Origin of the sequence: Kitasatospora sp. NPDC048540, assembly GCF_040651175.1 — a bacterium.
Taxonomy (GTDB): Bacteria; Actinomycetota; Actinomycetes; order Streptomycetales; family Streptomycetaceae; genus Kitasatospora.
Genome location: NZ_JBEZIR010000190.1, coordinates 1 through 12,000, shown reverse-complemented (window position 1 = coordinate 12,000; position 12,000 = coordinate 1). Strand labels below are relative to the sequence as shown.

The following is a 12,000-nucleotide window of genomic DNA, read 5'->3' as shown; positions in this document are numbered from 1 at the left end:
CCGTGCCGCGGGGCATCGGCCAGCGCGGTGAGTACGAGCCGGGTCGGCTCCTGCACTTGACGGTCTGTCATGGGAGCGAGCATAGGCCCGCCATCGCCATATGTCGATGATCTACCTATGAAGCCTCGAGGGTGAGCTGCGTCTCAACCCGGGCAGGCCCGGCACCGTGATCCATCCCCCACGGCCGGACCCACCAGGTCCTCCTCGTCGACGACCCGGCACTCGCACCTGGACGGCATCCGACAGGCCGGTCGTATCGCGTGCATGGCCCTGGTGCCCTCATGGGCCGCCGGGGCCATGCCAATGCCCGGGCCGTGCCATCGGGCCGTCACCGCGATGGCGGACGCGCAAGCCTCGCCAGGAGACCGCGGGCGAGGGGGCCCGGTCCGGGTGGCCGTGGAGGTCTCGTTGTGGCCGGAGGACTGGCGGTGGGTTCCGGCTGCGTCGGGTGGGCCCGGAACGGGCGAGATGCCGGGGTCCGGCATGCACGCGGGGGCGGCGTCACCGGGCACGGGCCGGACCATCCACCAGGACCCGTTGCCGGACGAGAGGAAGGTCAGCGTCAGATCTGCGGGGATCCTGTCGGGCCTGATGTGGACGACCTGCTTGCCCTTCCCGGTGGCGATTGCCGACCTGGTCGGACGGCTCAGGTATGACGGTGCGGATGCCCGTCCGTACTCGAACGGCTCCTCGGCCTCAGCCCCTCCGCTGCCGACCGATGGGGAGCCGGAGCCGTCAGAACCGCCTACGCAGCCGAGGTGGCCCGCCTATCAGACGGCTGAGACCAATTCCACCCGGGCGAGGTCCGTGCCCACGATCGCATGGGACGTCCCCCTGACAAGACGTCGGATGGCAGGCCCCGTGCTCACTGTCCGCATGCGAACAGCGGCCCGGAACAGCCCTCGGCGGTCGGGGCCGAGCGGTTACGGAACGACGTAGCTCTCGATGTGGTCGATCACCGCCGATACTGCCTGCCGGTACGCGGTGCTTGACCGGCGGACCTGCGACAGCAGCATGCCACCCTGGATGGCGGCCAGCAGGGCGGTGGCCAGTGCGGCGACATCGGCGCGCTCGCTCAGCTCGCCGCGGGTCTGCATGCGGACGAGCCCCGACCTGATGGGGAGTTCCCACCGGTCGAAGGAGGCGGAGAGGTCGGTGCGGGCCGAGGGGTCGCTCTCGGCGAGTTCGCTGGCGAGCGAGCCGATCTCGCAGCCACCCACGCACCCCATGGCGTCCTGCCGGTCAGCCGCCGTGTCGCACCAGGCCCGCAGCGCGTCGATGCTGTCCAGGTGGTCCAGCAGGGGGCGCTGCTGGTCGAGCTTGGTGTCGGTCTGGAAGTTGACCACGGCCAGGACCAGGCCCCGCTTGTCGCCGAAGTAGTGGTAGATCTGCGAAGCGCTGACTCCGGCGGCCGCCTGGATGTCCGGGATGCTCGTGCCCCCGACGCCGTGGTGGAACATCAGCTCGGCGGCGGCCTCGATGATGCGGTCACGGGTCTTCCGGCCGGGCTTGGTGAGTCGGCGCCGCTCCGGCCCTTCGACGTCCACGGGTGGGTTCATGCGTCCACCGTACCAAGAGTTGGAATTGTCATTCCAACTCTGGAGGGCATAGGAATTGGAGCGATGATTCCAACTCTGCCGTGTTCCGGCAGCCTCCAGGACGGTGACCACCATGTCCCTTGACCCCCAGATCGACGCCTTGCTCAAGCAGTTGGCCGAAGGAGGCGGCCCCGCTCCGGAGAGCCAGACGGTCGGGAGGAACCGCGCCCTCGCGAGCAGCCTCGCCACCCTCGCGGGTGACCCTGAGCCGGTCGGCAGCGTCCACGACACCGTGGCCGCCGCCGAAGGCGTCGAGGTCCCCGTCCGCGTCTACACCCCTGCCGGCGTGTCGCGCTCCGGGCGGTTGCCCGTGACGGTCTTCTTCCACGGCGGCGGGTGGGTCCTCGGGGACCTGGACAGCCAGGACCACATCGCCCGCATCATGGCCAACCGCTCCGGCACGATCGTGGTCTCCGTCGACTACCGGCTCGCCCCGGAGCACCGCTTCCCGGCAGCGTCGGAAGACGCCTGGGCCGCCCTCACCTGGGTCGCGGCCAACGCCGACAGCTTCGGCGGCGACGGGCAGAACATCGCCGTGTTCGGCGAGAGCGCCGGCGGCAACCTCGCCGCCGCCCTCGTACAGGAAGCCCGGCTACGTGGGGGACCTCGGATCGCCCTGCAGGTCCTGGCGTATCCGGCGGTCGACCGGTTCGACGACAGCCCCTCGATGTACGAGAACATGGCCGGACCGCTGCTCACCCGCTCCTGGCTCGAATGGTTCTGGGGCCTGTACCTCACCACACCCGACGAAGGCGGTGACCCGCGTGTCTCGCCGGCGCGCGCCGACGACCTGGCCGGTCTGCCTCCCGCCGTCATCGTCACCGCCGAACACGATCCGCTGCGGGACCAGGGTGATCGGTACGCGCAAAGGCTTGCCGACGCCGGAGTGCCGGTCGAACACCTCCCGGTGATGGGCGCCATCCACGCCTTCTTCTCGTTCACCGGGTCGGTGCAGCTCTCACGGGATGTCCTGAACCAGCTCGGAGATTCCGTGGCTGCGGCATTCAACGACTGACCCCGCCCAGCCGTTGTCAGGCCCCGTGCATCTGCGCGGGGCCTGCGTCCTGATTCGGTCCGCAAGGCGATCAAGAGCAGCCCAGGCGTGAATCGAGCATGACGATGGCCGTGGAGGTACCTGGCTGTGGTGGTCCGGCACCGGTGCCACTGCCGCCGACGTCGGCCGCCTCTGGCAGGCGTTCCTCCGCCGCTTCGACATCGAGCACACGTTCGAAGGGGCGCGCTCTAGGTCGTTCGGGAGTAGGCCCAGCAAGTGGACCCCCCCAGGGGGAGACGGGGCCCGGTCCGCTGCAGCACGGGCTCGGCCGGTCCTGCCGACCCGACGATCCGTAAGAAGTCGATGCAGCTCTGTGACGGATCTGCGGCATACGGTCGGGCCAGCGCGGCGCCTCCGCGCGCGTCCTGAAGGAGCGACCTCCTGAACGCCCATGACCGTGACGCGGACGATTCCCGCAGTCCCGGGACCGGCTCCCACCAGCCGCCCGGGCCGAGCGAGGAGCCAGCCCTCGGACCGCCGCAGCCGACGGGCCCACGTCAGCAACGACCTGACCGTGAACCCGCACCCCCCACCCGTCCGCGACCGAAATCCACAGCCGCCCGGCCCAGCGGCCGTGGACCCCGGCCACGTTCCGCGATCGCCGCCGGGCCACCGCCCGGACCTGCGCGGCCCGAGTTCTGGCGCAGTCCGCTGCGCGGCCCGTGGCTCACCTCGGTCCTGGGTCTGGTCCTGCTGGCCGGGATCACGGTGATGTTCGTGACCGGCCTGCTCTCCTACGCCGCCTACAACCCGGACCTGGCCGCGGTCAACGACCAGACGCCGGACAAAGGCTGGCTCGGCTTCTACCTCTTCTCGTGGCCGACCAGCCCCAGCTGGCTCTACCGCCTGACCCAGGGGATCCACGTCACCCTCGGCATCGTGCTGATCCCGGTCCTGCTCGCCAAGCTCTGGTCGGTCATCCCCAAGCTGTTCTCATGGCCGCCGGTCCGCTCGCCCGCCCACGCGCTCGAACGGCTCTCCCTGCTGCTCCTCGTCGGTGGCGCGCTGTTCGAGGTCGTCACCGGGGTCCTCAACATCCAGCTGCACTACATCTTTCCCGGCTCCTTCTACACCCTGCACTACTACGGCGCGTGGGTCTTCATCGGCGCCTTCGCCGTCCACGTGGTCCTGCGCATCCCCCGGGTGGCCAGGGCGCTGCGCAGCCGGCGCCTGCGCACGGTGCTGTGCACCGACACGGCCGGCACCGTTCCCGAGCCGCTCGACGACACCGGCCTGGTCTCCCCGCGACCCGCCCCCGCGACCGTCTCCCGCCGCGGCGCCCTCGCCATGGTCGGCGCGGGCTGCCTGGCCCTGTTCGCGGTGACGGCCGGTCAGAGTATCGGCGGGTGGTGGCGCAGGACCGCACTGCTCGCCCCGCACGGCCAGGAACCCGGCACCGGCCCGAACGGCTTCCAGATCAACAAGACCGCCGCCGATGTCGGAATCCGCCCCGCCGACATCGGCCCCGACTGGCGGCTGACCGTCCGCGGCCCCGGCCGCGAGACGGTCCTCACGCTGGATCAGCTGAGGCGGCTCCCGCAGACCACCGCGGCCCTGCCCATCGCCTGCGTCGAGGGCTGGTCCACCACGGACCAGGACTGGACCGGCGTCCGGCTGACCGACCTGGCCGCGCTCGTCGGGATCGACGGCAGCCCGCCGGACGTCTTCGTCGAATCCGTCCAGCGCGGCGGGTCGTTCGGCTCCACCGTCCTGCGCGACAACCAGGTCCGCGACGCCCGCTCCCTGTTGGCCCTGCGCGTCAACGGCGCCGACCTCTCACCGGACCACGGCCACCCCGCGCGGATCATCGTCCCGGCCAACCCCGGTGTCCACAACACCAAGTGGGTCACCCGCCTCACCTTCGGAGCCACCGGATGAAGCACCCCGCCGGCTTCCGGGCGCGCTACGGCGCATCCCCGCTGCACCTGCTCCTGGTCCTGTGCTCCTTCGCCCTGGCCCTGTACGCCGGGATCCGTCTCCTCAAGGGCGACCTGCTCGGCGTGGCGATCTGGTTCGTCGGCGCCGCACTGCTCCACGACCTGGTCCTGCTCCCGCTCTACACCCTCACGGACCGGGCCGCCCAGGCCCTGACGGGTGGCCGCCCGGGCGGGGCCGACGACAACAGGGCGCACCGGGTACCGCCGGTCAACTACCTTCGCGTACCCGCCTTCCTCTCCCTGCTCCTGCTGGCCGTCTGGTACCCGCTGATCCTGCGCCGCGTCCCCGGCTACCGGCCCGCCACCGCCCTGGACCCCGACCGCTTCCTCGGGCACTGGCTGCTGCTGACCGCCGGGTTCTTCGCCCTCTCCGCGGCCTGTCTGCTGGCCGCAACGGCCCGCGGACGGCGGAAGGCGGAACGCGGGCGACATGCGGCGAAGCCGTGATGACACGTCCTGAGCGGGGACACCGTGGCCGGCTGCGAGACGGGGTGGCCGCGGATGGCCCGGACGCGCGCCCGGCGGAACGGTGGTCCGGGGCAATGAGCCGCGGAGCGGAGCAGGAGGCCGTGGTCCGCCCCGGTTGCTCGCACGCATCAGCGGACCACGTCCGGTGCGGACGGCCTCGGCGAACGGGTGAGGGTCAGCCGGTTACGCCGGGGGTGAGGCCGGTGGAGCGCAGGCACGCGGCGAAGCGGCTGTGCGGTGCGGCCTCGGCGACCTGGTGGGCATCGTGGGAGGTGTCGACGTCGGTGAGCGGGGGGAAATGTCCGACCGTCAGCCCGAGGCCGGTCAGCCGATCGAGCAGGGTGTCGCCGGTTGCGGGAGTCGACATCGGCAGGCCCAGCAGGAGGCGTCCGGCCAGGTGTTCGGTGGGCCGGGCCAGGCCGAGGGCCCAGAAACCGCCGTCGGTCGCCGGGCCGTACCACGCGTCGATCCCGGCACGGCAGATCGCGGAGAGCGGCTCGGCCAGTGTCCGTGCGGCCAGTTGGGGAGTGTCCATGCCGATCAGCACAGCAGGCGCCTGCGGCGCGAGCCGTGCGGCGTGCGCGAAGGCGGCGGTGAGCCGCTCGTCCAGGCCGCCTGCGGACTGCGGCACCACCTGCCAGCCGGCGGGGAGCCACGGGCCGGGCTCGCCGTCCAGCACCAGCAGCCGTCGTCCGGCCGGGACCGCCGACAGTGTGTGGAGCGTGTCGGTGAGCGCGGCCTCCGCCAGGGCGGCGGCCTGCTCGGGCGTCCACGGCGGCGTGAGCCGGGTCTTCACCTGGCCGGGCACCGGCGCCTTGGCGATCACCAGCAGAGTCGGTGCGGGAGCCCGCAGCACCGCACGCATGTCGCGAACGGCCTGATGGGTCCCGCGCAGCGTACCGGTGACCTTGGAACGGCCCGCGCGCGGCAGATAGTCGACGGGCGCCTCGGCGATCCGCATGCCGGCCGCCGAAGCCGCGAGGACCATCTCCAGCGGGTACCCCGAGCGGCGGTCACCCACCCCCAGTGCGAGCAGGCGCTCGCGCCGAGCGGCCCGCATCGGGCCGAGGTCGTGGAGCGGCGCGCCGGTGCGAGCGCGCAGCCGGTGTGCCAGGAAGGCGTTGGCCATCCGGGCGTGCAGCGGCCAGGCACCGGCGGTGACGGGCCGCCGGCGGCCGAGCACGAGGTCCGCCGTCCCGGCCCAGACAGGGCCGGTGACCCGGTGGAGCTGGGCCGGGTCCAGTGAGCCGTCACAGTCGAGGAAGCACACCAGCTCGGCCGTGGCGGCGACCAGCCCCGCGTGGCAGGCTGCGCCGAAGCCCCGCCGGGGTTCCTCGACGACCGTTGCGCCCAGGGAGCGCGCCAGGCCGGCGGAGCCGTCCCGGGAGCCGTTGTCCACGACGATCGCCCGCCAGCCGGACGGAATCCGGCTGAGGACCCACGGCAGTGCCGCGGCCTCGTCGAGGCAGGGCAGCACCACGTCGACGGAACGTGGGTGGGAGGCGCTCACCCCGGCCACGCTAGCCGCGGCGGGCTGCCGGAGGCAGCCGCAACGCCAGCGGCGCTCCTACTTGGCTCCGGCCGCCCGAATGGACCGGACCACCGTTGGTGCGGGAGCACGGCCCGGGCCCGATCCTGTGGGCTGCCGTGCCCTGATGTCGGCCGGCCCGGGACCGGGTGTGCAGTTCGTGGTCGAATGGTGCCGCTGCGCGGCCGGTCAGCCGAGGGGGAGGAGCAGCAGCGGCAGGCTGGTGGGCTGCAGTGAGCCGCCTGTGGGTTCGACGGTGACGCCGACGCCGGTGGCGCCGTCGACGGGGCCCTGGAGCAGAACCGAGCCGGTGGAGGAGGCCAGCAGACCGGCGGGGCGGGCCGCGCCCGCGTCGTCGAACCAGAGTTCGTAGACCTTGCCCTCGGTCAGGGAGGGCAGCGCGGCGGCGAGGAAACCGGCCTGGCCGCGGCTGTGGGACCAGACCACGGTGCCGGCGCCCGAACCGGCGGTCGCCGTGCTGGTCCTGACGTCCGGCGCGGTGAGCAGGTGACTGAAAGCCGCGGTCTGCTCCTGCAACTGGACGCTGTACTGCTGCGCCCGCTGCGTGTCGTGGTGCTGGTCGACCGCGACACCACCCAGACCGATGGCGGCCGCCACGGAGGCGGCGAGCGCGAACCTGGGCCAGGACCGTGCGAGGCGTCGGCGGCGGTTCTGGTGCACGCCGCCCTCGTCCGTCGGGTCGGGACCACGGGGTCTTAGCTGACGTACGGAGCCGATGCCGGCCATGACCCGAGCCTCGATCCCGGGTGGCGCAGTCGTCGTCTGAGCTGCGCCGAGGCGGGCGAGCGCGGCCCGAAGCTCCCGTACCTCCTGGGTGCAGGCCGGGCAGCGTGTCAGGTGCCGGCGGAACTCCGTGCGTTCCGGGTCCGGGAGTGCGTGGGCGGCGTAGGCGCCGGTCAGGGTGTGGAGGTCGGCGGTGGTGGTCACGATCCCACCCCCAGGCAGTCGCGGAGCCGGATCAGGCCGTCGCGCAGCCGTGTCTTGATCGTGCCCAGGGGCGCGCCGAGCATCTCGGCCGCTTCCCGGTAGGTGTGGCCCCGGTAGTAGGCGAGCGTGACCGACTCCCGCTGGAGCTCGGTCAGTGATGCCAGGCAGCGGCGTACCTGTTCCTGTTCGAGGCGGTGCTCGACCTGCTCGGCGACGTCGTCGTAGGCGGTCGCTTGTGCCTGGGCGGCGGCCCGGCGGTCACGGTCGGTGGCGGCTTGGGCGCTGCGGACCCGGTCCACCGCGCGGCGGTGGGCGAGTGTCAGGATCCACGTCATCACCTCGCCGCGTTCCGGCCGGTAGCGGGCGGCGGTCCGCCAGACCTCCAGCATCACCTCCTGGGTCACCTCCTCCGACTGCGCGTGGTCGCGCAACACCCTGCGCACGAGGCCGAACACCGGCCCCGCCACGGTCAGGTACAGCCGGCGGAAGGCATCGTGGTCACCGAAGGCGCTGAGGGCGAGCAGCTCCACGAGGTCCGGCCCGCGGTGCTGCTCGCCCGCGAAGCGGGCGGTGCCGTTCACGGCTTCGCTCCGGTGGGGCAGGGCGGTTCCGCCACGGGCGGGCGGTGGACGGAGAGACGGTTACGCACGGCGGGCCTCCCAAAGGGGATGCCGAAGCGGAAGAGGGCTGGTTCCGGGTTGATGGGCCTACCAGGCGCGGGCACGGGGGTCGAAGGCGGCCGGCTCCGGCGCCGGCCGATGGCCGGTGGCGTTGATGTGGCGTCGTCGGCACGGAAGGTGGGCGTGGACGGTCTTCCCGGAGCCGGGGTCGAGGGTGACCTGGAGGATGCCGCAGAGTGCGGCGACGAGGTGCAGGCCCAGGCCGCCGGTCCCGGCCTGGGGATCGGGCAGCCGGGGCAGCGGCGGGGTGCGGCTGGTGTCGGAGACGGCGATGTCGAGTTCCTCGTCGAGGGCGGTGACGGTGATGGTGCCGGGCCCGTGGGTGTGGCGCACCGCGTTGGTGACGAGTTCGCTGACGACCAGCAGCAGGTCCTCCTCCTCGCGGGGGTGACCGGGCCGGACCTGTTCGAAGAAGGCACGGGCGGCGCCGCGGATGTCGGCGACACTCTCGGGGGAGGCGCTGAATGCGGCCTCCCAGTACTGCCCGCAAGCCTTCCGGGCGCTGCGCGAACTCGGCGGTGTGCGCTGCTGGACGGGGGCGCGTGCGGTGACTGGGGTGGTGGTGGACGCGGTGGTGGTCATGATGCTCGCTGCTTTCCGTGCTGGTGCTCACGGGGCAGGGCGAGGGTGTCCCGGAAACCGTTTCAGGGCTGTCGGTGTGGTTCGGGGCTCCCGCTCCCCGGTGGTTACGGGAGCCCCGGGTCGTGCGTGGCCACGCGGGTCATCGGGAGGTTCAGCGGACTTCCCAGTAGCCCTTGTGCCAGGTCTTCATCCAGTGGCCGGCCACCCAGCGGTGGCTGTCGTACGCCTTGTGCCAGGTCTTGTGCCAGTAGCCGGGGTGGTGGTGGCCCTTGCTGTCGGTCCAGCCCGCGTGCCACTGGTTCTCCCAGTAGCCGGCGTGGTGGCTGTTCTCCCAGTGGCCCGGTACCCACTTGTTCTCCCAGTACCCGGTGTGCCAGGTGTAGTGGCCGTTGTGCTGGTGGGTCTCGTACTGGCTGTTGTACGAGGACACGGACCTGCTGTCCTGCGGGGTGGTCGCCGAGGCCGCGCCGGCCGTGGTGATCGCCGCGCCGCCGGCCAGCAGCGCTGCGGCTGCGGCCAGGGAGAGCGAACGCTTCGCGTTCATGGAAGTCATCGCCTTTCGCAAGGGTGCGGCACACGCGGCTGCGTCCCTTTCCCCGCCGGGAGGCGGGAGCCGGGGCACAGCGGGTGGGAGGCGGCGGTGACCGTGGCGGGCGGCCCGGTGGGCCGTGCCGGCGGAGCGGACCGTGCTCCCTGCGTACCGCGTTGGATGGTCATGCCCTTGGTTCGAAGGCAATGGGGCCGACGGATGGGTGACTTGACGCTTTTATTAATAGTGATGTTATTTGCACTGCTATGTCCGGGTGGGTGCCGCCGACATGCACGTGCCCGGCCCGGGTGTGCGACTGCAGTGGTGACCGGTTGTGCTGCGGGAGGCGCGGGTTCACCTGCGCAGCCCTGCCGTCACCCATGGAATGCTGCGGCCCGTACTCGCCGCCAGCTCCGCCAGTGTGGCTCCGTCGGCCTGACGCTCCTTCAACCAGGCCGTGATGTCGCGGGCGCCGACGCGCTCCGCAGCGGCCAGGTCGTTGAGTGCCACCCTGGCCCTGCGGCCGGTGGCCGAGTTCTCGCCCGTCGCGCGAGCCCGGATGCCGACCGTGCCCAGCAACCGCCGCATCTGCTCGCTCCCGATGCCGAGCCGGCGGGCCGTGGCCTCCAGGCTCTGTTCGCCGTCCAGGTACAGCGCCCGCACCGCCGTTCCGACGTCGCCGTACCCCAGCGTGGCGACCCGCGCCTGTAGCCGTGCGGCCGCGGCCGCCGCCTGGGTGCGGCGTCCGTCGTCGAGGCGCGCGCGCCGCTCGTGCACCAGCTCGTCCGATGCGCCGTGCCGGGCCAGGGACTGCCTTGCTTCCGCGGCCAGCCGGCCCTGCCGGGCCATGGTCTGGCCGGTACTGAAGTCCGCCCTCATGCGCGGCGACGACGCGTACGCGGTGCGCTGTGCGGCCGACCGGGCCTGGCTCAGCGCGCGGGCGCTGAGTGCGCGGGTGCGCAGCAGGCCGAACTCCTCACGGTACTGGGCCGCCGTCAGGCCGTGCGCCCTGACGTGGGAACCCAGTGAGCGGAACGCCCGCCCGCAGACGTGACACAGCACCAGATCGGCCTCCTCGTCGCGGAGGAGACGCCCGCGCTCCGGCTCCACGGGGTGTTGGACGGAACCGATGGCAGGCCTCAACCCGCTCTCCATGGGACTCCTCCCTCGCAGGTGGGCGGTGTGACGACAGTGCTCACCAGAATCTATTGCTCATAGTATGCAACTGATTACAATGAGCAATAGCGTCGCCGAGGTGGGTCGCTCTGCCGGACCGCACGCCGCACCGGGATCAGCCTGAGGAGCGGCCCGGGCTCGGTCGCCGACGGGGCCAAAGGCAGAGGCATCTCGGCGGCGCCGGGGGACCCCGCGCACCGCCACCACCCACGCAGGAAGCGGCACCGGAACCGCCGTCCGGGTGGGGGCAGTGAGGAAAAGTGCGGTCGGTCCTGCACGTGCCTGCGGGCTGGGAGGCGCTGCCGAGCGCGAGGTGTCCCGCTACCGCACCTGGCACATCGACCGGGCGGACCTACGCCAGGCCGGCATCCTCGGGCTGCTGATCGCCGCCAGCCGCTTCGAACCCCAGCGCGCTGTGCCCTTCGGCGCATACGCGCACACCTGGGTGCGCAAGGAGATCCAGCGCGCCATCTCCCAACAGGAGTTCCCCGCCGTCGTGCCCGCCGACCTCGTCGGACGCACCGTCGCCCTGCGCCGCGCCCTGGACGAGAACGCCGACAGCCTGAACCTGGCGGCGGCCGCGCTGGGCATCTCACCGACGACCGTCGCCGCGCTCCACCGGCAACTTGGTGTCACCGGCCCCGAGGAGTACGAAGAACTACCAGCGCCCGGCTATGTTCTGACCGATCCCGAACATGCCGCTGTCGCGCAGGACTTCACCGGAGCAGTCCGTACCGGCCTGGCCCGCATCGAACCGCGCGAGGCCGAGGCGCTGATCCTGCGCCACGGCCTGGACGACCGACCGGAACGGTCATTGCGCCAGATCGGCCGCCACCTCGGGGTCTCCGACCACACCGCCAGGAAGCTCGTCGAACGCGCCCAGGCCCACCTGCGCCGCCTCATCACCTGACGCATCCACCCGGACCGACCACGACGGCCCTCGAACGCGGACCCGCCGCTGACCGATCCTGCCATCGAGCGCGGGCCGGCGTTCTCGTGGTGCGGCGACAGATCAGTGCGGCTCACCGGAGACGGTGAGGCGCCGACCGGCCGTCCGGGCCGCTCTCGGGGGATGGTCGCCGCGGGGCCAGGCCTGGTTGTCGTGGTGACCCGGCTGCCGCGCGGGGGCGGGGCTGTTACTGGGGCCGGGCGCTCGTCTCGGGTGCCTCGGCCTCCTTCTGGTCCTCAGCCTTGGCGCGGACGTCTGCGGGAGTGGGGGCCACGACGTTGCGTTCCTCGGCGGACCGGTCGTGTGTCTCCTGGTCGGGCTGTGCGGTGTCTTCGTGGGTGGTCATGTCAGGTCCTTCTCTCCGGGGTGGTTGGTGGGCGGATGGGCCGGGCCCTGGGGCCCGGCCCGCGGTGTCCGGTTGGGGGGTGGTGGTGCGGGGCGGTGGGGGCCGGGTTTAGAAGCCATCTCATTTGGGCTTGTAGGCTGCTCTCGTGACGATCGTGGAGCGGCTGGTACCGGACGAGTTGTGGGAGCTGTTCCAGCGGGTGGTG

12 protein-coding genes and 1 pseudogene are annotated in these 12,000 nt (G+C 72.2%); 4 read left to right on the top strand and 9 right to left on the bottom strand.

The window, feature by feature from the left end; all coding sequences use genetic code 11:
• Window positions 1-923 precede the first annotated feature (923 nt).
• Window positions 924-1,559: a TetR/AcrR family transcriptional regulator gene (locus AB0D08_RS38455; RefSeq protein WP_051814191.1), complete on the bottom strand. Its 636-nt coding sequence runs from the start codon at window positions 1,557-1,559 to the stop codon at window positions 924-926.
• Window positions 1,560-1,671: 112 nt separating this feature from the next.
• Between AB0D08_RS38455 and AB0D08_RS38450 the strand changes: the two genes are divergently transcribed.
• The 3 genes from AB0D08_RS38450 (at window position 1,672) to AB0D08_RS38440 (ending at window position 5,036) form a co-directional block, all read left to right on the top strand.
• The gene (locus AB0D08_RS38450) at window positions 1,672-2,613 is read left to right on the top strand and encodes an alpha/beta hydrolase (RefSeq protein WP_359894995.1); all 942 of its coding nucleotides are present in this window, start codon (window positions 1,672-1,674) and stop codon (window positions 2,611-2,613) included.
• A gap of 636 nt (window positions 2,614-3,249) precedes the next feature.
• Window positions 3,250-4,530, top strand: a complete 1,281-nt coding sequence (locus AB0D08_RS38445; protein WP_082527177.1) for a molybdopterin-dependent oxidoreductase — start codon at window positions 3,250-3,252, stop codon at window positions 4,528-4,530.
• Window positions 4,527-5,036, top strand: coding sequence for a hypothetical protein (locus AB0D08_RS38440; protein ID WP_359894994.1), 510 nt, complete (start codon window positions 4,527-4,529; stop codon window positions 5,034-5,036). Before AB0D08_RS38445 ends, AB0D08_RS38440 begins: the two co-directional genes overlap by 4 nt.
• A 196-nt stretch (window positions 5,037-5,232) precedes the next feature.
• On the opposite strand, the gene AB0D08_RS38435 is transcribed toward AB0D08_RS38440, so the two are convergent.
• The 7 genes and pseudogenes from AB0D08_RS38435 to AB0D08_RS38405 all read right to left on the bottom strand — a co-directional run bounded on the left by AB0D08_RS38435 (window position 5,233) and on the right by AB0D08_RS38405 (window position 10,386).
• On the bottom strand, window positions 5,233-5,922 hold the full coding sequence (locus AB0D08_RS38435) for a DUF2064 domain-containing protein (protein ID WP_233289395.1): 690 nt from the start codon (window positions 5,920-5,922) through the stop codon (window positions 5,233-5,235).
• Window positions 5,899-6,567 (bottom strand): annotated as a pseudogene (locus AB0D08_RS38430) (glycosyltransferase family 2 protein); the annotation flags it as partial. The pseudogene AB0D08_RS38430 and the gene AB0D08_RS38435, both read right to left, overlap by 24 nt.
• A gap of 207 nt (window positions 6,568-6,774) precedes the next feature.
• Window positions 6,775-7,533 carry an anti-sigma factor gene (locus tag AB0D08_RS38425; protein ID WP_033825284.1) on the bottom strand — a complete coding sequence of 253 codons (759 nt, stop codon included), beginning with the start codon at window positions 7,531-7,533 and terminating at the stop codon, window positions 6,775-6,777.
• On the bottom strand, window positions 7,530-8,114 hold the full coding sequence (gene sigK, locus AB0D08_RS38420; RefSeq protein ID WP_051814189.1) for an ECF RNA polymerase sigma factor SigK: 585 nt from the start codon (window positions 8,112-8,114) through the stop codon (window positions 7,530-7,532). The genes AB0D08_RS38425 and sigK overlap by 4 nt, the downstream gene beginning before the upstream one ends.
• A 126-nt stretch (window positions 8,115-8,240) precedes the next feature.
• Window positions 8,241-8,795, bottom strand: a complete 555-nt coding sequence (locus AB0D08_RS38415) for an ATP-binding protein (protein ID WP_051814188.1) — start codon at window positions 8,793-8,795, stop codon at window positions 8,241-8,243.
• A 151-nt stretch (window positions 8,796-8,946) separates the two neighbouring features.
• A complete protein-coding gene (locus AB0D08_RS38410; RefSeq protein ID WP_051814187.1) occupies window positions 8,947-9,339 on the bottom strand; it encodes a hypothetical protein in 393 nt (130 codons plus the stop codon).
• A gap of 339 nt (window positions 9,340-9,678) precedes the next feature.
• On the bottom strand, window positions 9,679-10,386 hold the full coding sequence (locus tag AB0D08_RS38405) for a MucR family transcriptional regulator (RefSeq protein ID WP_158515650.1): 708 nt from the start codon (window positions 10,384-10,386) through the stop codon (window positions 9,679-9,681).
• A 427-nt stretch (window positions 10,387-10,813) separates the two neighbouring features.
• Between AB0D08_RS38405 and AB0D08_RS38400 the strand changes: the two genes are divergently transcribed.
• Window positions 10,814-11,410 carry a sigma-70 family RNA polymerase sigma factor gene (locus AB0D08_RS38400; protein ID WP_359894991.1) on the top strand — a complete coding sequence of 199 codons (597 nt, stop codon included), beginning with the start codon at window positions 10,814-10,816 and terminating at the stop codon, window positions 11,408-11,410.
• 226 nt (window positions 11,411-11,636) lie between these two features.
• On the opposite strand, the gene AB0D08_RS38395 is transcribed toward AB0D08_RS38400, so the two are convergent.
• A complete protein-coding gene (locus AB0D08_RS38395; protein ID WP_359894989.1) occupies window positions 11,637-11,795 on the bottom strand; it encodes a hypothetical protein in 159 nt (52 codons plus the stop codon).
• Window positions 11,796-12,000 lie beyond the last annotated feature (205 nt).

Excerpts from the sequence above, each read along its gene's own strand:
- AB0D08_RS38455 (WP_051814191.1), bottom strand. The coding sequence starts at position 1,559 with ATGAACCCACCCGTGGACGTCGAAGGGCCGGAGCGGCGCCGACTCACC.
- AB0D08_RS38440 (WP_359894994.1), top strand. The coding sequence starts at position 4,527 with ATGAAGCACCCCGCCGGCTTCCGGGCGCGCTACGGCGCATCCCCGCTG.
- AB0D08_RS38415 (WP_051814188.1), bottom strand. The coding sequence starts at position 8,795 with ATGACCACCACCGCGTCCACCACCACCCCAGTCACCGCACGCGCCCCC.
- AB0D08_RS38395 (WP_359894989.1), bottom strand. The coding sequence starts at position 11,795 with ATGACCACCCACGAAGACACCGCACAGCCCGACCAGGAGACACACGAC.
- AB0D08_RS38450 (WP_359894995.1), top strand. The coding sequence starts at position 1,672 with ATGTCCCTTGACCCCCAGATCGACGCCTTGCTCAAGCAGTTGGCCGAA.
- AB0D08_RS38410 (WP_051814187.1), bottom strand. The coding sequence starts at position 9,339 with ATGAACGCGAAGCGTTCGCTCTCCCTGGCCGCAGCCGCAGCGCTGCTG.
- AB0D08_RS38435 (WP_233289395.1), bottom strand. The coding sequence starts at position 5,922 with ATGCGTGCGGTGCTGCGGGCTCCCGCACCGACTCTGCTGGTGATCGCC.